Below are 23,398 nucleotides of genomic sequence, written 5' to 3' on the forward strand. Positions count from 1 at the left end.
TTACCTAATGAGCAGGAGGTGACGAATGAGTAGTTTGGTCCAAACAAAACCTAAAAACCAAAGTACATTTTTGACTAAATTTTTTCAGCAGTTGAGATCATATCCAGCGCGTTTAAAAAGCCATGTGATTGCTTTCACATCTATAGCTTTTTGGATAGTCATTTGGCAAGGACTTGCTCAGTTTAAAATAAATTTAGGCTTTGTGAACTTTAGCAATGTCCCGACACCTTTAGATGTCATTCATGCGCTATGGGCTTTTTTTCAACTCAGCGCTGCATTTGAACATGTTGAATCTAGTGTGTTTCGTGTAGTGATTGGTTTTGTGCTTGCGGCTCTAATTGGTGTAGGTATTGGTTTGTTGGCAGGACGTTATCAAAAACTGGCTGCCTTTCTAATGCCACCATTAGAAGTATTACGTCCAATACCAGCAGTTGCATGGATTCCTTTAGCAATTCTGATTTTTCCATCCTCAGAAGCTTCCATGATTTTTATTACCTTTATTGGGGCTTTATTTCCAATTTTATTAAACACCGTACATGGCGTTGGTGCAGTTGATCCAAGACTCGTTGCATCTGCAAAAAGTCTAGGTGCTTCTGATCTTGCCATTATTCATGAAGTCATTATTCCGGGGGCATTACCGAATATTATTACTGGTTTATCCATTGGAATGGGTACTTGCTGGTTCTGTTTAGTGACTGCCGAAATGATTTCGGGGCAACATGGAATTGGATACTTCACATGGGAGTCTTTCACCTTGCAAAACTATAGCAATATCGTGGTTGGCATGGTGCTAATAGGAGCATTAGGTATGTTTAGCAGTACATTGGTGCGTGTGATTGGAAACCGATTTACTCCATGGTATCAACTAAGGAAGTCTTAAAATGTCAGTTACACAAGGCCATGTGCGTATTCAAAATCTATCTCTACATTTAGGGCAAGCTAAAAATCGTTTTCAGGCATTAGATCGGGTTAATTTCGAAATACAACCGGGCGAGTTTATATGTCTACTTGGCCCGTCGGGTTGTGGTAAATCCACATTATTAGGCGCTTTGGCAGGGCATTTACCGATTAGTTCTGGGTCTTTAACGGTCGATGATGAATCGATATTTGAACCGCATCCAGATAGAGGTTTGGTGTTTCAGCAACATACCTTATTTCCGTGGAAAAGCGTGCTCGAAAATATAGCCTTTGGTTTAAAAATGAAAGGCATCGCTAAACAAAAGCGTATTGAACAAGCTCAGAAAATGATTGATCTGGTCGGACTTAAAGGTTTTGAACATAAATTTCCAGCTGAACTTTCTGGTGGCATGCAGCAACGGGTTGAAATTGCGAGAGTACTGATTAATCAACCTCGCATTTTATTAATGGATGAGCCGTTTGGTGCGTTAGATGCTCAAACTCGTTTAAAAATGCAAATGCTATTACTCGAAATTTGGCAAGAAATTCAAACGTCGGTTTTATTTATTACCCACGATATTGATGAGGCACTTTTTTTAGCCGATCGAGTGTTGATTATGAGCCATCGACCAGGGCGAATTATTGAAGAAATTCCACTTAAGTTTGAACGTCCACGGGATGTTGAGCTTGTAACGAGTAGTGAATTTACAGCCATTAAAAAACATTGCATCCAGACTTTAAAAGAAGCCACTCAACAAGAAGAGTTAAGCCGTTTAAATCCATTAGGGCTTGGAAAGAAATCACAAATTAAGGAATACGAATGAGTTTTTATTATCAAGCTTTAGATGATATCGATGAATATAATCAGGAATTTCTTGCGCAGCTCAATCATGCAGATGAAAAGATCCGCTTTGTCGCTTTAATGAATATTGGTGATGAAGAAAATCCGGATTTACTTCCTTGGTTGCATACAGCACTACAACACGACTCTTCAGCTTTAGTTCGTGAAGAAGCAGCAAAAAAACTAGAAAGCTGGGAAGACCCAACCAGTTTGCAGGTATTAGCTCGAGCCTTATTTGATGCTGATCTGAATGTGAGACAAGCTGCCAGCCAGAGTTTAAGTGAAGTTAAAAATGCGGCATCAGCCCAGATACTGGCACCGTATTTAAAGCATACGGATACTTTTGCTCTTAGTGCAATTCTGCGTGCTTTAAAACCTTTACGACCACAGCAATTATTTGAAGAGATATCTGCTTTGGTACACCACGAAGATGCATTTGTACGCCGTGAGGCAGTCAGTGCATTAAGTTGGTTACAACAAGACCAAGCAATTACGATATTGGCAAAAATTGCCGAAACAGATACAGATGATGAGGTCCGCCGTATTGCAACAGGTGGTTTGGCTTATAGTCAGAGTATATCCGCAGAGGTCATCCAAGCACTTCAACACTCTTTAACTTCGGAAAGTTGGCAACTAAGAGTGGAAGCTGCTCTTACGATTGGAAAATTACGTATTGTTCAGCTCGAAGCTCCTTTAATTCATGCTGTATCAGACTTGTATTGGCAAGTACGTATTGCAGCAGTACGGAGCTTGGGACTACTTAAATCACATCTGGCAGTTGCTCATTTGACTGATAACTTTAAGCATGAAATTAGTAACTTGCGTAAAGAAGTCGCTTTAGCACTCGGTGAAATTGGTACAGCAGAAGCTCAGAAGCTATTGGAACAACATCAAAATGATCCAGATCCTGAAGTACGAAAAGCGATTCGTATTGGATTAAATCAAATTGGTGAGGTGAAGTATGCAAATCAGACCTGATATCCGTGTCGACACTATAAATAAGCAGGTTCACTTTATATGGACCGATGGCTCAAGCGTATGTCTGAGTCATCAAAGTTTAAGGGAAATTTGCCCATGTGGCTTTTGCCGAGCGAAGCGGATTAAACAAATTAAAATAGAACATCAAAATGTTGAAGTGACAGCTATGTTTGATCAAGGTTATGGTGCCCAAATTTGCTTTAGCGATGGGCATGATAAAGGGATTTTTCCGTGGGCTTTTTTAAAAGAATTTGCTAAGGGCTAAAAGATGCCTTCTGCTTTGGACAGAAGGCATCTTATTTAATTAATGATCATGTTCTAAATAATCTGGTTTTTTAGGAAGCGCAAGGCTACATAAGAAACAGATAATCAGCATGACAATCACATAAATAAAGAAGGTGTTTTCAATTCCAGCGGCTTTGAACTGTAAGGCAACCGAAGGCGCAGAACCACCAAACAGTGCATTACCTACTGCATAAGAGAAACCTACACCTAAAGCTCGCACATGAGGTGGGAACATTTCAGCTTTTACCAAACCACTAATAGAAGTATAGAAGCTGAGTAACATCATCATAAAGATGAGTAGCAAGGTAATGATGATCGGAGAATCTATATAGGCACGCATCCCGATCACCATGACGGGATAAATAAAAATGGCGGACAATAAGCTAAATGCCAACATTGAAGAGCGTCGCCCAATACGGTCTGAAATTGCACCAAATACAGGTTGAGCACACATATAGACAAATAGGGCGAAGGTCATGATATAACCAACGGTTTTTCCATCCATCCCTAAGTTGGTTAAATAGGTTTTTGAATAAACAGTCTCTACATAAAACGTTAATGAACCAGCAGAAGTGTATCCAACCACTAATAAAAAGGTTTTCCAGTGCTTTTTAAAGAGTTCTCTTAAGCTACCAGACTCTTTTCGTTCGCTGTCTTGATGAGAAAGTGTTTCTTCTAAACGACTACGTGCAAGCAAAGATAAGATTGCTGCGATACCACCAATAACAAATGGAATACGCCAACCGCCATCATGTAATTGTTGTTCACTTAAGAACGTCAATAAAATAACGCCCAGTAAGCTTGCAAGCAATTGACCACCAGAGAGGGTGACATATTGGAAAGATGAGTAAAAACCACGCTGACCTTTTAAGCCTAATTCACTCATATAAGTGGCAACGGCGCCATATTCACCACCCACTGATAAGCCTTGAAGTAAACGAACAAGGAGTAACAGAAAAGGGGCAAATAAACCGACTTGATCATAAGTAGGCAAAGCTGCAAACAAAAAGGAGCTTAAAGCCATCAGACAAATTGATATGATCATCGACTTCTTTCGGCCATGTCGATCTGCAATACGACCAAATAGCCAGCTTCCAATCGGACGCATAAAGAAGCTTGCTGCAAACACCCCCCAAACATAAATAGACTTGGTTGTGCTATCCATATCTGGCGCGGTTAAAGCTTGAGTAAAGTAAGCAGCAAATACTGCATAAATATAAAAATCAAACCATTCAACTAAATTACCAGAGGCTGCGCCTACAATCCCACGTATCCGGCTACGTTTTTCTTCCTGAGTATATGTCATATTACTTCCATCATTTTGTAGACAAAAACTAGGAACTTTTTAGGTGAGCTAAACAGAAAATAGAATGAACTTTTTAAAAATCACTCAACCCTGAGCACGTCCTTAGAATTCCTAACCATTCATTTTTTCTAATTTTAAAATTCGATTCTAGTGAGATTACTTCCTTTTGTTCGATTTAAAGAGTTTTTTACCAATGATCGAACACTTCCTTTTATTTAACTGAATAATTAATTATTTTTAAAATCAGTAAGCTAATTTAATACCAGTATTTTTCTATTCTGTTTCTCCTTTTAAGTGCCATTTTGAGCTTAAGTGTATTTTGAATATTTGATAATACTTAAAAAGTTATAGTATCAATTCCTAAGAAAATAAATGAAATTTATAGAATGATAAGTTGAAAAAAGTCGGACTAAATTCACTTAATCGAAAAAATACAGAATATGTTGTTTCTCAATATATGTAGCTGTATTCTTGCGTGGCTAAAAATCGGCTCAGCACTTATTTCTAGCGCTTCAAATTATGCACGGTATGGCAGGTAGTTATTCAATGGAAAGACGTTCGTTAAATCTTCACTTTATGACATGCTCTAAAACAGCATTGGCTTCATCTATTGCACTCATAACATCTGTCGTCTATGCAAATGAAGCGGAGGTTTCGCAGCTCCCAACCATTACTGTGAACGCTACACAAAATAGTGATGCACTATACACATCAAAAAAAGTGAGTTTATCTGGTTTTCAAACTGGTGATTTAAAGAAAGTACCTGCATCTATTACAACCATTACATCTGAACGTATAGCAGATCAACACGCAAAAATACTGACCGATGTGATTAAAAATGATTCATCCTTAGGCGATGGTTATGCCGCTATTGGTTACTATCCAAACTTTGTAGCACGTGGTTTCGCACTCGATTTAGGCTCAAGCTATCTCATTAATGGCCATACCATACGTGGCGAACAAAATGTAGCTTTAGAAAATAAAGAACAAGTTGAAATCTTAAAAGGCATTTCTGCAATTCAAAGTGGAATGTCGACACCAGGTGGTGTGGTTAACTATGTAACCAAAAGACCAGCCGATGTTAAAAACATTACTGTAGATGCAAATTCAGAAGGCGGCTATACACTGGCAACAGATGTTGGCGGCTTTGTTAATGATAGTTTTGGTTATCGAATCAATTTAGCCCATGAAAGCATCCATCCAAATGTTCATCATGCAAATGGTAAGCGTGAGTTTGGTTCAGTAGCTTTAGACTGGAAAATTAATGAGCGTTCTAAATTATTGTTCGATATTGAAGCCCAGCATCAAAGTCAACGTTCAGTACCCGGTTATCAACTGCTTGATGGGCAAGAAGTACCAACAAATGTAGATCAAGACCGTTTATTGGGTTACCAGTCTTGGAGTAAGCCTGTTGTAAATAACAGTCTAAATGCGAGTTTGAAATATCAATATGCATTTAACGATCAATGGAATGGTAGCTTAAGTGCGTCTCAAAGCCGTGTTGTGATTGATGATTATATTGTATTTCCTTATGGAAGTTATTACTCATCAGGTAATGAACTTGCAGTATTCTACAAAGATGGCAACTATGACATTTATGATTATCGCAGTCCAGATGATGCACGTATAACCAATCAGTTTGCTGCTGGGTTAAATGGTCAATTCAATACTGGCAATATACAGCATCAAATCGCTTTCGAATTACAACATACTTATAAAACTCTAAAACACCATACACCACTTAATGGATTTATAGGAACAGGCAATATCTATGAAAATACGGTCGACTACAATCCGTCATTGGAAAGTCCAGGCGATCGTTACAAAGCTCTACAGAGTGATCAGACTGCATTTACTGTATCTGACCGAGTTCAATTTAATGATCACTGGTCAACCTTATTCGGTGGGAAACTGATTCATCTTGATGAGCAAGCTTATAATTCAGATGGGCAGCAAAGCCGTGATACGGATTTAAACAAGTTCTTGCCACAATTAGCGCTCATGTATAGCCCAACTGCTACGACTAATCTATATGCTTCATATGCTAAAGGTTTATCAGACGGTGGCGAAGCTCCGTGGTATACAAATAATATTAAAAATAATATAGGCCCTTCAGTACTATCACCTAGAAGCTCTGAACAATATGAACTTGGTATTAAGCAACAAATTCGGAACTTCTTGTTAACAGCAGCTATTTTTGATTTAAAACAAGACAATCAATACAGCAAGATTAATATTGATAGTCCTCCAGATTTTATTGAGCAAGGCGAACAACACAATCAAGGTATTGAGTTAGGTTTAACAGGTGCCTTAACCGATACACTTGACGTAAGTTCTGGCATTACCTATACCAAATCTCGTCTTGTTGATATTGATACTGACAGCTACAAAGGTCATCAAACTCAAAATGTGCCGAAAGTACGTGCCACAGCCCAGTTATCTTATAAAGTACCGTCAGTTGAAGGTTTAAGATTACTCAGTGGTATGCAATACAGTAGCAGTAAATATGCAAATAAAGAGGGAACTGCAAAAGTAGGCGGATATAGTGTCTTTAATATTGGTGCTGCCTATAAAACAAATTTTGCTGGGCATGACACAACTTTTAGATTCAATATTGATAACTTGTTTAATAAGAAATATTGGCGTGATGTAGGGGCATTTATGGGTGATGACTATTTATTCTTAGGCAATCCACGTACAGCCCAGTTCTCTACAACTTTTAGCTTTTAAAAGTTATAGAACAAATAAAAAAGGAGCTTATAAAAGCTCCTTTTTTATTTTCAGGAATTAAGCCGAAATTTTTGGTTTAACCATATTATTAATCGACAAGATATCATCAAGCACTTGTGCCGATAATAAACCTTCATTTTGAACTAAAGCCAATACGCTTTGCCCAGTTTCGTTTGCTGTTTTAGCAATACGAGTTGTAGTTTCATAACCTAGGTATGGGTTAAGTGCAGTCACAATACCAATTGAATTTTCAACCAAAGCTTTACAGTGTTCAGGGTTCGCCGTAATTGTATCAATACATTTGGTTTGGAACATTGCCATTGCTTTACCAAGCAAGTCCATCGATTCAAACAGTTTGAATGCAATAAGTGGTTCCATTGCATTTAACTGTAATTGACCAGCTTCAGCAGCTAAAGTTACAGCCAAATCATTTGCAATAATCTGGAAGCAAGCAAGGTTCATTGCTTCAGGAATAACTGGGTTTACTTTACCTGGCATGATCGAGCTACCAGGTTGACGTGCTTCTAAATTAATTTCATTAATGCCAGTACGTGGACCACTTGAAAGTAAACGCAAGTCATTGGCAATTTTTGAAAGTTTAGTTGCAGTACGTTTTAATAAACCAGATAAAAGAACAAAGTCACCCATATCAGAAGTGGCTTCAATCAAATCTGGAGCTGACTTAATTTTCTTACCAGAGATTTTTCCAAGTGCTTGAATCGCGAGTTCACGGTAACTATATTCAGTGGTAATTCCCGTACCAATCGCTGTACCGCCAAGATTCATATAAGCTAAAACATTTGGAATAAGCGTATTAATTTGCTCAAGGTCTTTTTGTAGAGTTACCGCAAAAGCACCAAACTCTTGACCTAATGTCATAGGCACAGCGTCTTGTAACTGAGTACGACCCATTTTTAAAATGTGTGCAAACTCTTGAGATTTATTCAAGAAGCTAAGAATCAAATTGTTAAATGGAAGATTTAACTCATCTAGGCTAAGTAATAAACCTAAACGAATTGCAGTAGGGTATACGTCATTTGTTGACTGCGACATATTAATGTCGTTATTTGGATGCAAGTATTGATATTGACCTTTAGAATGGCCCATATATTCTAAAGCAACGTTTGCCAATACTTCATTTGCATTCATATTGGTTGAAGTGCCAGCACCGCCTTGCATCATGTCGATTGGGAACTGGTCATGGAAATTACCACGAATAAGCTGATTACAGCTGTATTCAATCGCTTCAAATTTAGTTTGATCTAAGTTTTTAAGATTATAGTTTGCTTCAGCACAAGCTAGTTTAACCATAGCTAATGCTTTAATTAAATTAGGGAAATTTCCAACTTTGCTATTTGTTAAGTTGAAATTTTCTAAAGCACGTAATGTTTGAACTCCGTAATAATGGTCATTGTTGATTTCTCGATGACCAATAAGATCCTTCTCAATACGGGTAGTAATATCAGCGTTCATCATTAAACTTCGAATTAGTTAAGATGATTCATCTTAGAATTCGAAATGCTTCACTTCTAATGCATTTATTAAAGCAATTATGCATTTTTTGCATAACAAAAAAGACGGTAGTCGAGAAATAATCGTTGGTATATGAGCGTATATAGAATGAATACTTGTTCTAAAGTTTAATATATTCAAATATTTATTTAATTTTATAGATTGGTCAAAGGTGTGAAAATGTAAGTAAATCAAAATTTATACAGAAAACTAAGCAATCATTTCCGTGTATTAAAATCAAAAAAATATTTGATTTTTCATGTGAAAGTTAATTTATATAAGCAAATAATGAGTTTTGTTTAATAAATTTTAATAAAATTGTGATGCATTTCACATAAAAATACTTATAATACAGAAAATTTTGATTTATTAAGTTTATGTTAAAAGTAACTGCTGCTTTATTAATATTGGGAAGTTTTGCTTGTTATCTCCTTTGGGGTAATGAAGAAAAAGCTGAAACTAAAAGTTCGCACATGCTTAAAGAAGCTGAGCAATCAATTAAGAATGCTGAGTTATCTATTCAAAAAGCTAAACAAAATATCCCTACTGCATCGTATCAATAATTTAGGCATTCAAGATTATTGTCTGTTAAATAATCTTTTGACTGAAATTTTATAAGGTGTAAGCACGCTGTAAAGAGACAAATGCATGAGAATGAAGTTTATTGCATATGACCCTAACTCTGGTGAGAAACTCAGCTTGAAAGAGCATATTCATCACATGGATAAATACACAACTTATGTTTTTTTTAGTGATGAAAAAGACAATATGGTTTTCAATCCACAGAAAAAACAGATATTTGAAATCAGTCAATATACTTCTAATATGATGGTTGAAATTTCAAGAAAGTTATACTACTTGATTGGTGAATATTAGGTCATTTTGATCAACCCGTCTGCGAAAATCGTCACCGCTTTTAAAGGGGACTCCATACGTTTGTGTACACCCAAATAGATACTTTAGTATAATAGTCGGGATTATCTTTTTATCTTATACTCTTTTCAAATATTGTATTTAAATACAATCAATTATTATGACTGCTTAAATCCTGAAATGAGGTAAGGTAATCATTTTCTTATCAATTATTACCTTACCAACCCATTGAGTGAGTAAAAAATCATTTTTCATATTTTTTGGATTAGGCAAAGTAAAAAGGGTATGAAAATAGATTTTTTAACTACCTTTTATAGTGGAAAAGTATCTTAATTAAGATTCTGAAAAATTTAATCAATAACATAAGGATCGGTTATTGAAACAGTTTACAGTCCGCATTCTTCCCCAAGGTGCGGACTTTTTTTATCAATAAAATGTACAAATATTAGTTCTTGCTTATTTCTAAAAGTTATCTTGTTAAGATCGCTTATTTATTTTTATGATGGGTTTTTATTGTTTGATTTAAATAATTTTTTTAGCTGAATTGTACTTATGTTCATCTCTTGTCTCGTGAAAACAAAACCTATTATTTTCTTATCTTCTTTTCTATGTCAGAATTATTAAATACTTAATTTTATAGATTGGCTTTGTCCTTTCACTTCTCGCATTTTTGCAGGTACTCCCTATGTTTTATCATTCTTTCTCATCACTAAATTTATTTATGCTACTTCCCAAAAATATCAATTAATAAAATTACAAATCTAAAAGGGAATAGATAAGATGAATTTAGAAGTCCGTTGGGTAGAGGATCTCCTCACATTAGAACGCGAACGTTCAATCTCAAAAGCAGCAGAGAAAAGATTTATTAGCCAGTCTGCATTTACTCGAAGAATTCAACAAATTGAAGAAATGATTGGTGCTGAAGTCATTATTAGGAACAACAAAAACAACATCGAATTTACAGACATTGGTCGAATTTTATTAGTGATGTCTAAAAATATTGAAAAACAGGTAGAGGAGACCGCAAAACTCATTAAAAATATTAAAAATGAAACTGAATCGACCATTCGTTTCTGCGTTGTTCATTCTTTAGCTTCTGGATTTTTAACTACTTTTTTAAAGAAATTTCCTACACTTATTCGTGATTTAAAAATTGAAATTGTCGCAACGAATAGTGGAGAAGGCCTGTCTTTGTTAAAAGAAGGTGCTTGTGACTTTATGATTTGCTATGCAGATAAAAGCAATATTAGAAAAGTGGGGGATGATATTTTAAGTGGGATTAAAATTGCTGAAACGGTTATTGTACCGGTTTCTGCAACTGAACCCGACCACAGCCCTAAACATACAATTTTGAGTGATAATAAGTCGGTACAGAAAATATGGAATGGTTTCAAAGGCCAGCAAGACCTATAACGTCTACTCATTTGAAATGATGAAGTACACGATATTTATATATAAATTAAGCAAATAAGTAGATTATGCTTTGGTCTTTACGATGAAAGGCAGTATAAAGCATTGCCCCTTGTCTAAATTCTTTGATAATTTAGAGTAAATTTCAATAAGTCAAAAGTAGAGTATAGGAGTATTTATCTCTTTCATACCTACTTTGAACTTATTTCAATGGATTATTGAGTCCAAGCGGAGACAATTTTGTTTGATCTAGACAGTAGATTATTAAATATTTTTTATCATATTTATCGGTTCAAAAGTGTTTCAATGGCTGCAGATGCTATTGGTTTGACACAGCCGAGCGTTAGTAATGGTCTAAACAAAATCCGCCAACATTTTAATGATCCTTTGTTTATTCGAGTCGGTAATGAAATGATTCCGACTGAACTGGCAAAGCAAATTTTTCCACTCATTAGCGAAGTTATTGATAAGGTTGAAAGCATTAATAATTTTAATGTGAACTTTGATCCGTTGACCTCAGATCAGTTGTTTACGATTGCGATGACTGATGTATCTCATTTGGTTTTATTGCCGCAACTGACCAATTATTTAAAAGAAAAAGCTCCTTTGATTCGTTTAAATATTAGGCCGATTACACCAGAAACTAGCTATCAAATGGCAAACGGTGAAATTGATCTAGCCATAGGTTTTTTACCGCAGTTAGAAGAAGGTTTTTATCAGCAGAAGTTTTTTCGTCAACACTATGTCGTAATTAGCTCAAAAAGCCATCCACGTTTAGACCCAAATAATTTCACTTTAGAGGATTATATGCGTGAATCTCACATCGATATTGATGCGGGTATTGGGCATTATCACATTAAAAATGAGCTGCAGAATAAAGGGCTGGACCGAAATATTTTAATTCGCTTACCAAGTTATTTAGGTGTGGGATTGGTCGTTCAGGAAACAGATGCTATTGCCACTGTGCCATATTATTTAAGTCAGGTTTTATTGGTTAGAGAGAACTTACAGATTTTACCGGCACCGCTTGATTTTCCAACTTATGATGTTAAGCAACATTGGCATATGTCTTGTCACCACAAGAGTAGCCATAAATGGTTCCGTCAAACCTGTTATGAACTATTTAAAACTGCTTAAGAGTTTTAATTATAAAAAAGAAGATGTAAGAAAATCCTTACATCTTCTTTTAATTTTAAATTAAATTTCAATCGCAACGGCTGTTGCTTCACCACCACCAATACAAAGGGCAGCGACACCTTTCTTTTTACCTAAGCGTTTTAATGCATAAATAAGAGAAAGAATAATTCTTGAACCTGTAGCACCAATTGGATGGCCCAATGCACATGCACCACCATGGACGTTTACTTTTGCTTCATCAATTCCTAGCTCATGAATTGGTGCCATTGCCACCATTGCAAAAGCCTCATTAATTTCCCAAGCATCTACTTCATCAACAGACCAACCAGCACGCTCAAGTACTTTTTGAATTGCACTAATTGGAGCAATTGTGAATTCGCTTGGATGCTGAGAGTGAGTCGAAGTTGCCACAATTTTTGCTAAAGTATTTAACCCGTGACTTTGAGCATATTCTTCAGTGGTAAGTACTAATGCAGCAGCACCATCAGAAATAGAGCTTGAGTTAGCGGCTGTAATTGTGCCGTCCTTGCTAAAAGCAGGGCGTAAAGTCGGAATTTTCTCAAGATTTGCTTTTAATGGTTGCTCATCTTGATCAATAACTTCGACACCTTTACGGGTTTTTACTTCAACAGGAACAATCTCTTCTTTGAAATAACCTTCCGTAATCGCAGTTTGCGCTTTTTTAAGTGAAGAAATTGCAAAGTCATCCATTTGCTCACGGGTAAAGCCTTTGGTATTTGCCATGTCTTGAGCAAAAGACCCCATTAAACGACCTGTTTCTGCATCTTCGAGGCCATCTAAAAACATATGATCCTTAATTTCGCCGTGTCCCATACGATAACCACCGCGAGCTTTAGGCAAAATATAAGGTGCATTCGTCATAGATTCCATGCCGCCAGCCACAATAATATTGGCACTGCCTGCTTTTAAGGTATCTGATGCCATTAACACCGCTTTCATTGCAGAGCCGCAAAGTTTATTAATGGTCACAGCTCCGACATGATCAGGCACGCCAGCTTTACGCATGGCTTGACGAGCAGGGCCTTGACCAATACCTGCACTGAGTACACAACCGAAAATCACTTCATCTACTTGTTCAGGCTTAACACCTGCACGTTGGATCGATTCGCGGATGACAGCAGCGCCAAGTTCTGGAGCAGTTAGAGAAGATAAACTACCCTGAAAACCACCCATTGCAGTACGGCTACCTGAAACTATAACAATTGAACTCATCTTAATATCTCTTATTGGTGTATTTGCTAAATTTGCCTTTAGCATAAACTAAAGGCGCCACTAAATTAAAAAGTTGGAGGGGTATAGCTGAGCGTTCTACCAAAGAACCACAGCAAGAATAAAACTAAAGGAAAATGCACAACGAGTTGTGTCACTGTAAAACCAATCACATCTTTTGCTTTTAGTTTTAAAATGCCTAACATTGGAAGCATAAAGAATGGATTGATTAAGTTTGGTAAAGCTTCGGCTGCATTATAAATTTGTACAGACCAACCCAAATGAACCTTTAAATCATTTGCTGCTTGCATTACATATGGGGCTTCAATGATCCATTTTCCACCACCTGAAGGTACAAAAAATCCAAGTACCGCAGAGTAAATTCCCATCACAATTGCAAAGGTTTCTTTTGAAGCGATTGAAACGAAAAACTCGGCAATATAATGTGACAGCGATAAGTCTTGGCTATTTAAAGCTTGCGTCATAATAAAGGCGATACTTCCGTACAGTGGAAATTGAATTAAGATGCCCGATACTGCCGGAACTGCTTTTGCAACAGCATTTAAAAAGTTCCGTGGTGTGCCATGTAAAGCTAACCCAAGCATTAAAAACACGAAGTTGTAGGTGTTGAGACTTGAAATGGCAATGATGGGATTGCTTTTTGAAAATTCAAAAAACATCCAGATTAAGCCTAAAACCACCACAATAATCGTTAAGATAGGCGAATTTTCTAACCAGTCACCTGGACGAGTAGATTTTGCTTCATTTGTTTTTTCTTCTTCAAATTGCACATCAAAACTATCAATGGTTTTAACGCTATTGCCTTTTGGGGCAGACCAATATGCAATAGCGATTGAAACAATCACTAAAATAATGGTCATTGCAATTGATTGCCAAAGGAAAATCGTTTCGGTAAATGGAATAACACCAGTTAGGTTATAAATTGACTCAGGTAAACTGGTTTTATTTGCCTGAAGCTGTGCTGCTGATGAACTAATTCCAAGAGCCCAAGTTGCTCCCATACCAATGATTGCAGCTGCCGCAGCAGCACGATAATCCATATTCAGCTCTTTACGTTTTGCTAATGCAATCACTAAAAGTGCAGTAAGAATCGTACTTATTGCCCAATTGACTAGTGAAATTAATAAACTAACGGTTGCCACCAAAACAATAGCACCACGTCCAGAACTTGGAATACGCGCCATTTTTTGGATCAGGAATTTTACGGGCTTAGATACAGAAACAACATAACCTACAATAATGAGCATAGTCATTTGTAGGGTAAAGGGAATAAGACTCCAGAAGCCATTACCAAATGAGGTCGCTACATCATGGATTGGAGCACCAATACCCAAGGCGGCAACAGAGACAATAATGACGCCAAGCAGAGCAAAAATATATGAATCAGGAAACCATTTTTCAGACCAGTCACTAATCCGAAGAGCAAATCTTTCAAAAATTCCTTGCTGTTTTTCCATAGCTGAAAAAATCCTTCTCATTCTTATTTATAGACAGCACATCCGGTGCTTGATAGGGCTAAGACTCAAGCTCACTTACTAACTTGAGTCTTGTACAGCTAACTAAGCCTTAGAATTTACGCGACTAAGGTTTTATAAAACTCGACACCTGTAGCAGCTTGAATTTGTTCGAGCGTTACGTCTTTAGCAAGTTCAATGAGCTCTACACCTTGTGGCGTAATATCCATTACGCCTAAGTCTGTAATTACGCGATGAACAACACCTTTACCTGTTAAAGGTAAACTACAGTTTTTCACGATTTTTGGTGTACCGTCTTTTGCGCAGTGTTCCATTAGAACAACAACTTTTTGAACACCAACAACCAAGTCCATTGCACCACCCATACCTTTGACTTTTTTACCCGGAATCATCCAGTTCGCTAAGTCTCCTTTTTCAGAAACTTCCATTGCACCTAAAATTGCAATGTTGACATGGCCACCACGAATCATGGCAAAAGATTCTGAGCTTGAGAAAAAGGCTGCACCAGGGCGAGCAGTAACCGTTTGTTTGCCGGCATTAATTAAATCGGCATCGACAGTTTCTTCAGTCGGGAATTCACCAATACCTAATAAGCCATTTTCAGATTGAAGCCAAACATTAATATTCTCAGGAATATAATTGGCAACAAGGGTAGGTAAGCCAATACCTAAATTGACATAAAAACCATCTTCAAGTTCTTTTGCAGCACGCTGTGCCATTTCATTACGTGACCAAGCCATTTTATACTGCCTCCGTGCTTAAAGTTTTATGCTCAATGCGTTTTTCAGGTGATGCGTTTAATACAATGCGGTTCACATATATACCTGGTAAATGGATTTCATCCGGATCCAATTCACCAATTTCAACCACCTGTTCAACTTCTGCAATTGTAATTTTTCCAGCCATTGCGCATTCGGGATTAAAATTCTGAGCAGTTTTACGAAATACTAAATTACCTGCCTTGTCTGCCTTATATGCTTTAACAAGAGCTACATCGGCTGTTAAAGATTCTTCTAAAATGTAATTTTTGCCGTTAAAAATACGTTCTTCTTTACCTTCAGCAATGAGTGTACCTACACCAGTTTGTGTGTAAAATGCTGGAATTCCAGCACCTCCAGCACGTAACTTTTCAGCTAAGGTGCCTTGTGGGGTTAGTTCAACTTCTAATTCACCATTTAAATATTGGCGCTCGAATTCTTTATTTTCACCCACATAAGAAGAGATCATTTTTTTGATCTGTTTGGTTTGAAGCAATATACCTAAACCGAAATCATCTACACCTGCGTTATTCGAAATACATGTGAGACCAGTCACACCACTTTGCTTCACTGCAACAATTAGTTTTTCCGGAATTCCACACAAACCAAAACCACCAACAGCAAGTGTTTGATTGTCTGCAATTACATCTTTCAGTGCTGCCTCTGCGTTGGCATAAACTTTATTCATTCTGTTGTTTTCCTATATCCCTTAGTGTTTCTAGTTTTAGCATCACATTTTGTGTTATAGAAGTTAATTTTTTTAAATGATTAATAAGTATAATCAATGAATAATATCAAATTAAGAACAAAACTTAAGACGCATACAAGCTAAAAAATTTAAAAATTACTCTGCAACATATTGAAACTTATAAAAATTAAAGAATTTAACTTATCCATAAGCTTAACTTATACTAAAAGACAATCTTTAATTTTTTAAAATTTATATTGAACCAGTGCCTCAATAAATTGAGCAGAAATATTTGAAATTTCAAAGTTCTTCTTATAAACAATTCCTACTGTTTTATGAATGGCTTCGTCTTTTAAATCAATCAGTACGTTATGTTCTTTATCAATGTGTTTAGCAAAATGCCTTGGAATTGCACTTACCCCAATTCCATAAGCAACGAAACTTGAGAGAGATGAAATTTGGTGGCATTCAACTTTTAAATCAAGCGTTATATTATTTCGCAAACAATTTTGCTCAACTAAATATCGAACAATTGAGGGTTTTTGCAAGGTTACAAATGGATTTGAACAAAGCTCATGCCATGTAATAGAAGATGATTGAGCGAGTGGGTGACTCTTAGGTAATAGAGCTAAGAAGTCTTCTTCAAACAACGGTTTAAACTCTAAACCTTCGGTGAGATCCGGTTCAAAACAAATACCAAGCTCAAAAATACCATCTTGTACTTTTTCTATAATGGTCTCATTTGGAATATCGTGAATCGAAAAATTAAGATTGGGGTGGACTGCTAAAAATTGATGAATCACCTCTGGCAAAATGGCATGGGTCACAAAGGGCATTGAGGCAATACTTAATGTTCCACGATTGAGCTTAAACCGTTGTTTAACATCGTTTTCCATTTCATCCCAATTGGCGAGTAATTTTTTAGCGTACGGAATGAGTGATTTGCCTTCTTGAGTAAGTTCAACACGGCGTGTATTACGGTTAAACAGTTTACCGCCTAATTCTTCCTCTAAGCTTTTGATGGTGAGACTTAAAGCAGATTGGCTGAGATGTAACTCTAAAGAAGCATTGGCATAGTTGAGTGTACGCGCAAGGGCCAAAAAAGCTTTTAGTTGTTTAAGCGTCATTTCTTTCCTTTAAATTACTCAACTTACCTAGAAGAGTAATTTATACGAAAATTTGCCTAATATGATGTTTTTTGACAAAAAATTATGAAAAAGCAAGTAGAGCTCAATGTGCTGAATTATTTTAGTAAATTTTTCTAGCTGAATTAATCAGTGTTTTTAGCAAAGTATGATGAAACGCAGGATCCAGCCGCTACTATTTGGAAATATCAGCTAAGGAAGGTTTAGGTTGCCAATTATTATTAATCTAATAAAATTTAGCTTTTTATTTTGTAATAATATTATGTCTTATACAACAGTACATATGCGTCATACGAGTAGTGGGTCAAGTAGTTCTAGAGATGCCAAAGATGTCTTTATATCTGGTTGCCGTAATGATTTTGATTTTAGTCAAATTACTCCTGAAAAAATCAGTAAATTAAGTAAAGAAAATCAAAATTATTTTCATAAATGTGATGATGCGATCAATAATAAATTGTCAGTAGATTCATTAGTTTATTACTCATCATTTATTTTACCTATTATTTGTATCCTTATTTTTATAAGAATAGGTAAAAAGCATTATCGAATTGCTGAAGAAAAAATTAAGAATGCAAAATACCCGGTAATTTTTGCTAGAAAACCAGAAAATAATCCCTCTAATTCAATGGAGATCGCACTAGTAATCGGTGGGGTACTGGCAGCGCTAATCTATATATTAATTTATATTGTTTATATTATTATAGTAGAAATTAAATATTAAAAGTACATAGTAGAAAATCTTTAGAGAGATAAAAAATTACTGATCTCAACTAATAAAATATTTATTAAATTAATTTAAAAAATATATTATTCAATTGGCTTTATTAAATAATATAGAAACATTAATTTAATTTACTCAATAATTAATAAGTTTTATAAAACAATAATATTTTTTTAATAATTAAATTTTACTAAGAGAGCCAAATAAGTGTTTGTATTTTATTGGTATTTAAAAATTTAAATAAATTACATTGTTTTTAAATATTTTAGTGATATTTTATTTTTAAGCTCATTTACCTATTACCACACATAGATATTGTGATTTTTATCATTATAGGTTTGGGATAACCTAAATATCTTTTGGTAATTTTATTGAACCTAATATCTATTCTTTAGGGAGAAAGAATATATGTGGGAATTATTTGTAATTCTACTTTCGCTTGGGCTGTTGATGTATACAGCTTACAAGGGCTTTTCTGTCATTCTCATGGCACCAATTTGTGCCTTACTTGCAGTTTTACTCATTAACCCAGCCAATGTTTTGCCGTTTTATTCGGGTGTTTTTATGCCCAAAATGGTGAACTTTATTAAAGATTACTTTCTTGTGTTTTTGCTTGGCGCAATTTTCGGTAAAGTCGTTGAAATGTCAGGAATTGCTGAGTCTATTGCTAGAACCATTGTAAGATGGATTGGGGCAAAAAAAGCAATTTTAACGGTTGTATTACTAGGTGCAATTTTAACCTATAGCGGTGTAAGTTTATTTGTTGCTGTATTTGCAATTTATCCCTTTGCAAACCAGCTTTTTAGACAAGCGAATATTCCAAAACGTTTAATTCCAGGAACCATCGCGCTGGGTGCATTTACATTTACCATGGATGCATTGCCTGGTACACCACAAATTCAAAACGTAATTCCAACCACATTCTTTGGCACCAATATTTATGCCGCACCATTTCTAGGAATTATTGGTGCTATTTTTGTTCTATGCATGGGTTTGGCTTACTTAGAATGGCGTCGCCGTGCAGCTGCAAAAGCTGGCGAAGGTTTCTTGGGTTTTGGCGTAGACAATACGCCATCTCAAGAAATTGAAGCCGATATGAACTTGCAAAATAATGGAAGTACGGCTCGTCAGTTTTTAGCGTTTGTGCCTCTCATTCTTGTTGCCGTAATGAACAAATATTTGTCTAAAGCAATCAAAGAGTGGTATCCAAATGGTTTTGATTTTGCTGCAGTTGGATTAGCGGATTACACCGTAGACGTTGCAAAAACCGGTGCGATCTGGGCAGTTGGTCTTGCGTTGATTGTCGGGATTATTACTGCAATTTTGTTTGATTATCAACGTGTAGTGACGAACTTCAAAGAAGGCATTAATGCCAGTATTGGTGGCTCACTTTTAGCAGTGATGAATACCGCATCTGAGTATGGTTTTGGTGCAATTATTGCGTCATTACCGGGTTTTGCCATGATTAGTCATGCAATGAGCAGTACTTTTACAAATCCATTAGTCAATGGGGCTGTGACAACAACTGTTTTAGCAGGTATTACCGGTTCAGCTTCTGGTGGTATGAGTATCGCTTTAAGTGCGATGGCTGAACAATATAACGCCGCGATTTTAGCTGCGGGTATTCCACCAGAAGTCATGCACCGTGTGGTTGCAATGGCATCAGGCGGTATGGATACCTTACCGCACAATGGTGCTGTTATCACTTTACTCGCTGTTACAGGTTTAACCCATAAACAATCGTATAAAGATATTTTTGCAGTCACGGTAATTAAGACATTAGCGGTATTTGTGGTGATTACGGTCTTTACCGTAACGGGTATTGTTTAAATCAGCACGATATAAGTATTAAGGAGTAAATAAATGACAAAACTTTTAGACGGTAAGGTCGCTTTTATTACAGGTTCTGCAAGTGGTATCGGTCTAGAGATTGCTAAGAAATTTGCTCAAGAAGGTGCCAAAGTTGTTATTTCTGATATGAATGCCGAAAAGTGCCAAGAAACGGCAAACTCACTTAAAGAGCAAGGTTTTGACGCATTATCTGCACCATGCGATGTGACCGATGAAGACGCTTATAAACAAGCCATTGAGCTTACTCAAAAGACCTTTGGTACGGTTGATATCTTAATTAATAATGCTGGTTTCCAACATGTTGCATCTATTGAAGAATTTCCAACGGCTGTTTTTCAAAAGTTAGTTCAAGTCATGTTAACTGGGGCATTTATTGGTATTAAACATGTTTTTCCAATCATGAAAGCCCAAAAATATGGTCGTATTATTAATATGGCTTCAATTAATGGCTTGATTGGTTTCGCTGGAAAGGCAGGTTATAACAGCGCTAAACATGGCGTAATTGGCCTAACAAAAGTTGCCGCATTAGAATGTGCACGTGATGGTATTACGGTAAATGCTTTATGTCCGGGGTATGTAGATACACCATTGGTTCGTGGGCAAATTGCAGATTTGGCTAAAACCCGTAATGTAAGTTTAGACAGTGCACTTGAAGATGTTATCTTGGCAATGGTTCCTCAAAAGCGTTTGCTATCTGTTGAAGAAATCGCTGATTATGCAATTTTCCTTGCGAGTGAAAAAGCAGGTGGGGTAACAGGCCAAGCTGTCGTGATGGATGGCGGTTATACGGCCCAATAATTTAATTGTTTTATAAAAGCCGCTTATTTTATATAAGCGGTTTTTTATTCGTTAAAAATTTACGATCGCCTACTATTCTAAATAATGCTTTATCTCTACTCTATTTCTTTATAAAAATCTAATAAAATAAGTTTGTTAAGGTATGAAATTATACTTTAAAGGTATTTAACTTATTTCTATTTTTAAAATCTAATAGAGTGTGAGAAAGTAATCTTTACTCTCTTTCTTGATTAGATATTTTTCAGGAAAACTCGTCAATTAAAGGGTATTAATTGGCATACAAGTTGCTTTTTTAGCAATAAGTTTTAGCTAGGTGAAAAGGATATGATATCACTCAGCCAACAGATGGAACTCAATCATTATTCACGCAAAGCTGAATTTGCGCAGAATCTAATGTCCACAATTTGTGGTGAACACCGTCTAGACACAATTTACAAAGATAATCTCGATTTCCACTATGACGGAATGCGTTTGCCCAATAAAAAAATGGCAATCGGCACAATCAGTTATGGTGCAAATGTTGCCATCAACATCTCAAATTTAAAAGCTTATAGCATTAGTTTACCTATACAAGGGCGACAAGCTCTCAACATTCGTGGTGCACATTATCAATCTGATGAAAACAGAGGCCTAATTGTTTCAAATAATGATCAACAAGATCTGATTATCGATAAAGACTGTAGAAAATTTCAGGTGGTTATTCCTGAGCGAAGTATGCAGATTGTCCTTGCAGATTTACTGAATAAACCTATAGAAACGCCTATCATTTTTAACCCTGAAATGCACTTAGACTCTGAGCAACTGATTGGAGCGTGGTGGAAGAATATTCAGAATTTTTTGCAGCTAAAATCACAATATAGCAATTTTTATGGTTTACAGATGTTATCTGAAGACTATGAAAATTTTGTAATTAAAGCCTTACTATTATCTCAAGAAAACAACTACTCTGAAGCTTTAAAGTCACTCTCACATCAAGATGAGCCAGCTTATATTCGAAAGGTTCGTAATTTTATTATTGAACATGCTCACGAAGAAATCTGTGCAGAAGACTTGCAGCGTCTGGCTGGGGTTTCAAAATCAAAATTGTATGATGAATTTCAACAATACTACGGCACCAGCCCAATGTCGTATTTAAAAAAATATCGTCTCCAACAAATTTATAAGATTTTGAGCACTACAGGAGCAGATAAAAAGGTTTCTATTTCAAAGCTTGCGTATGACTGGGGCTTTAACCATTTAAGCCGTTTTTCTCAAGAGTATCGTGAAGAATTTGGAGAAAACCCAAGTGAGACCAAAGGCAAAATTTTCTGATATTTAATTTTCCAAATAAAAAAACTGATTTAGGCAACTAAATCAGTTTTTTTATTTATCGATTAATATTTATAGGCTTTCCTCAAACTTTAACACTTGTTTGTGTTTAGATTTTTCATAGATCACTTTGAGACTAAGTGCAATAAATGAGATGAAAGTTGGTATTGCTAGAATAAAGAAAATACCGCTTAAGCTTAAGTTAAAAGTAAAAATGAGCGAGCCAAAGAAAGCACCTAAAATTGCACCGATACGACCAATACCATGCATCCATGAAACACCAACCGCGCGACATACTGCCGGATAGAACATAGCTGCAAGTGGCAGTAATGAAGACTGTGCACCAGCGAGTAATGCACCAATTAAGAAGATAGTAAGACCTAATAAGAAAATATTTGAGCTCACCAAACCTGCAACAATGAATAGGACGAAAGCAATCAGATATGAATATTTAATCACTGTGGTTGGGTTCAGTTTATCCATGTACCATCCCATAATGGTTGCACCAATTACACCACCAAAAGGGAAAATCGCGGCAATTAAACTAAACTGTTGGGTACTGAAACCTGCTGTTTTTAAAATCGTTGGCATCCAGCTTGTTAAAAGATAGAACACCAAAAGACTAGTAAAACAGCAGAGCCAAAGCATGCTTGAACCCCAAAGATATTTTCCTAAAACTACTTTAACCGGATTTTCATCCGATGCAGTTTCTGCTTGAGTTAAAACAAGTTTTACAGGCTCTTGAAAAGAATGACCTTGAATGTTTTCTAAGATACCCTGTGCTTTATCTTGTTGATGACGTGTAATTAAGTATTGCGTTGATTCAGGTAATTTAAGTAATAAAGCAACCACTAAAATTAGGGGAATACTCCCGCCAATAATAATAACCTTAGCCCAGCCATAGCTTTCTAATAGATAAGCTGACAGCACACCGCCGCACGAAATACCTAGCATAAATCCACAGCCAGCAAGACCTGTAAGGAATGCTTTACGTTTTACAGGCATATATTCTGAGACAATAGTACTGATATTCGGCATAGCTGCCCCTAAACCAACACCTGTAATAAAGCGATAAATCATTAAGTCTTGGGTTGAATTAGCAAAGCCACACAAAATCGTAAATATTGAGAACAAAAGACTTGTAAAAACAATAACGCCTTTACGGCCAAACTTATCGGCTAAAGGTCCCGAAATAATTGCACCGATCGACATGCCAACTAAGGCAGCACTTAAAACGGGAGCAAGTTGAGGTTTGGTAATTCCCCAGTCATCCAGTAATGCAGGAGCAACAAAACCAATAATTCCTGTGTCTAGACCATCACAGAAAAAGACAAAAAAACCTAGGATAAAAACCATCCACTGTAAAGGAGACAGTTTTTCGCGATTGATAATCGTATTCGCATCTATCGTTTTCATATGTATTCCTTCTTAAAA

20 protein-coding genes and 1 pseudogene are annotated in these 23,398 nt (G+C 36.2%); 13 read left to right on the plus strand and 8 right to left on the minus strand.

The features are described 5' to 3' along the window. The first annotated feature begins 25 nt into the window (after positions 1-25). The 4 genes from R5R67_RS06375 to R5R67_RS06390 are packed head-to-tail and all read left to right on the plus strand — an operon-like array spanning position 26 to position 2,981. A complete protein-coding gene (locus R5R67_RS06375; protein WP_000097139.1) occupies positions 26-880 on the plus strand; it encodes an ABC transporter permease in 855 nt (284 codons plus the stop codon). A 1-nt stretch (position 881) separates the two neighbouring features. Next, positions 882-1,721, plus strand: coding sequence for an ABC transporter ATP-binding protein (locus R5R67_RS06380; protein WP_000117516.1), 840 nt, complete (start codon positions 882-884; stop codon positions 1,719-1,721). Continuing rightward, positions 1,718-2,716 carry a HEAT repeat domain-containing protein gene (locus tag R5R67_RS06385; RefSeq protein WP_000011844.1) on the plus strand — a complete coding sequence of 333 codons (999 nt, stop codon included), beginning with the start codon at positions 1,718-1,720 and terminating at the stop codon, positions 2,714-2,716. The genes R5R67_RS06380 and R5R67_RS06385 overlap by 4 nt, the downstream gene beginning before the upstream one ends. Next, the gene (locus R5R67_RS06390) at positions 2,700-2,981 is read left to right on the plus strand and encodes a gamma-butyrobetaine hydroxylase-like domain-containing protein (RefSeq protein ID WP_001167101.1); all 282 of its coding nucleotides are present in this window, start codon (positions 2,700-2,702) and stop codon (positions 2,979-2,981) included. Before R5R67_RS06385 ends, R5R67_RS06390 begins: the two co-directional genes overlap by 17 nt. 39 nt (positions 2,982-3,020) lie before the next feature. Here the strand turns inward: R5R67_RS06390 and R5R67_RS06395 are convergent, their stop codons facing one another. Continuing rightward, complete coding sequence (locus R5R67_RS06395) at positions 3,021-4,307, minus strand: MFS transporter (RefSeq protein WP_000222732.1); 1,287 nt, start codon at positions 4,305-4,307, stop codon at positions 3,021-3,023. 519 nt (positions 4,308-4,826) lie between these two features. On the opposite strand from R5R67_RS06395, the gene R5R67_RS06400 reads away from it, so the two are divergent. Beyond that, positions 4,827-7,037 carry a TonB-dependent siderophore receptor gene (locus tag R5R67_RS06400; RefSeq protein ID WP_000546103.1) on the plus strand — a complete coding sequence of 737 codons (2,211 nt, stop codon included), beginning with the start codon at positions 4,827-4,829 and terminating at the stop codon, positions 7,035-7,037. Positions 7,038-7,094: 57 nt separating this feature from the next. Here R5R67_RS06400 and R5R67_RS06405 read toward each other — a convergent pair whose 3' ends face one another. Then, the gene (locus tag R5R67_RS06405; protein WP_000980436.1) at positions 7,095-8,513 is read right to left on the minus strand and encodes an aspartate ammonia-lyase; all 1,419 of its coding nucleotides are present in this window, start codon (positions 8,511-8,513) and stop codon (positions 7,095-7,097) included. Positions 8,514-8,926: 413 nt separating this feature from the next. On the opposite strand from R5R67_RS06405, the gene R5R67_RS06410 reads away from it, so the two are divergent. From R5R67_RS06410 to R5R67_RS06425, 4 genes and pseudogenes are all read left to right on the plus strand, one after another. After that, positions 8,927-9,112, plus strand: coding sequence for a hypothetical protein (locus R5R67_RS06410; protein ID WP_000922092.1), 186 nt, complete (start codon positions 8,927-8,929; stop codon positions 9,110-9,112). A 91-nt stretch (positions 9,113-9,203) separates the two neighbouring features. Further along, on the plus strand, positions 9,204-9,425 hold the full coding sequence (locus tag R5R67_RS06415) for a hypothetical protein (RefSeq protein WP_000668585.1): 222 nt from the start codon (positions 9,204-9,206) through the stop codon (positions 9,423-9,425). Positions 9,426-10,202: 777 nt separating this feature from the next. Next, positions 10,203-10,781 (plus strand): annotated as a pseudogene (locus R5R67_RS06420) (LysR family transcriptional regulator); the annotation flags it as partial. A gap of 291 nt (positions 10,782-11,072) precedes the next feature. Continuing rightward, positions 11,073-11,969 (plus strand): LysR family transcriptional regulator, encoded by an 897-nt coding sequence (locus R5R67_RS06425; protein WP_001983834.1) that lies wholly within the window; start codon positions 11,073-11,075, stop codon positions 11,967-11,969. 60 nt (positions 11,970-12,029) lie between these two features. On the opposite strand, the gene R5R67_RS06430 is transcribed toward R5R67_RS06425, so the two are convergent. The 5 genes from R5R67_RS06430 to R5R67_RS06450 all read right to left on the minus strand — a co-directional run bounded on the left by R5R67_RS06430 (position 12,030) and on the right by R5R67_RS06450 (position 17,268). After that, entirely contained in the window at positions 12,030-13,202 is a 1,173-nt protein-coding gene (locus tag R5R67_RS06430; RefSeq protein WP_000095308.1) for a thiolase family protein, read from the minus strand. 65 nt (positions 13,203-13,267) lie between these two features. After that, on the minus strand, positions 13,268-14,677 hold the full coding sequence (locus R5R67_RS06435) for a short-chain fatty acid transporter (RefSeq protein ID WP_000414929.1): 1,410 nt from the start codon (positions 14,675-14,677) through the stop codon (positions 13,268-13,270). A gap of 116 nt (positions 14,678-14,793) precedes the next feature. After that, the gene (locus R5R67_RS06440; protein ID WP_000312583.1) at positions 14,794-15,435 is read right to left on the minus strand and encodes a 3-oxoacid CoA-transferase subunit B; all 642 of its coding nucleotides are present in this window, start codon (positions 15,433-15,435) and stop codon (positions 14,794-14,796) included. A gap of 1 nt (position 15,436) precedes the next feature. Further along, positions 15,437-16,141, minus strand: coding sequence for a CoA transferase subunit A (locus R5R67_RS06445; RefSeq protein ID WP_001045563.1), 705 nt, complete (start codon positions 16,139-16,141; stop codon positions 15,437-15,439). A gap of 245 nt (positions 16,142-16,386) precedes the next feature. Further along, positions 16,387-17,268, minus strand: coding sequence for a LysR family transcriptional regulator (locus tag R5R67_RS06450; RefSeq protein WP_000172956.1), 882 nt, complete (start codon positions 17,266-17,268; stop codon positions 16,387-16,389). A 226-nt stretch (positions 17,269-17,494) separates the two neighbouring features. On the opposite strand from R5R67_RS06450, the gene R5R67_RS06455 reads away from it, so the two are divergent. The 4 genes from R5R67_RS06455 to R5R67_RS06470 all read left to right on the plus strand — a co-directional run bounded on the left by R5R67_RS06455 (position 17,495) and on the right by R5R67_RS06470 (position 21,967). Next, positions 17,495-18,007, plus strand: coding sequence for a hypothetical protein (locus R5R67_RS06455; protein ID WP_001121559.1), 513 nt, complete (start codon positions 17,495-17,497; stop codon positions 18,005-18,007). A gap of 408 nt (positions 18,008-18,415) precedes the next feature. Beyond that, entirely contained in the window at positions 18,416-19,837 is a 1,422-nt protein-coding gene (locus R5R67_RS06460; RefSeq protein ID WP_000263716.1) for a GntP family permease, read from the plus strand. 33 nt (positions 19,838-19,870) lie between these two features. Continuing rightward, positions 19,871-20,656, plus strand: coding sequence for a 3-hydroxybutyrate dehydrogenase (locus R5R67_RS06465; RefSeq protein ID WP_000163846.1), 786 nt, complete (start codon positions 19,871-19,873; stop codon positions 20,654-20,656). A gap of 324 nt (positions 20,657-20,980) precedes the next feature. Beyond that, positions 20,981-21,967 (plus strand): AraC family transcriptional regulator, encoded by a 987-nt coding sequence (locus tag R5R67_RS06470; RefSeq protein WP_001987950.1) that lies wholly within the window; start codon positions 20,981-20,983, stop codon positions 21,965-21,967. A gap of 69 nt (positions 21,968-22,036) precedes the next feature. On the opposite strand, the gene R5R67_RS06475 is transcribed toward R5R67_RS06470, so the two are convergent. Beyond that, the gene (locus R5R67_RS06475) at positions 22,037-23,380 is read right to left on the minus strand and encodes an MFS transporter (RefSeq protein WP_000848249.1); all 1,344 of its coding nucleotides are present in this window, start codon (positions 23,378-23,380) and stop codon (positions 22,037-22,039) included. Positions 23,381-23,398: the final 18 nt, after the last annotated feature.

The organism is Acinetobacter sp. OYA S30, from assembly GCF_033599315.1.
Taxonomy (GTDB): Bacteria; Pseudomonadota; Gammaproteobacteria; order Pseudomonadales; family Moraxellaceae; genus Acinetobacter; species Acinetobacter baumannii.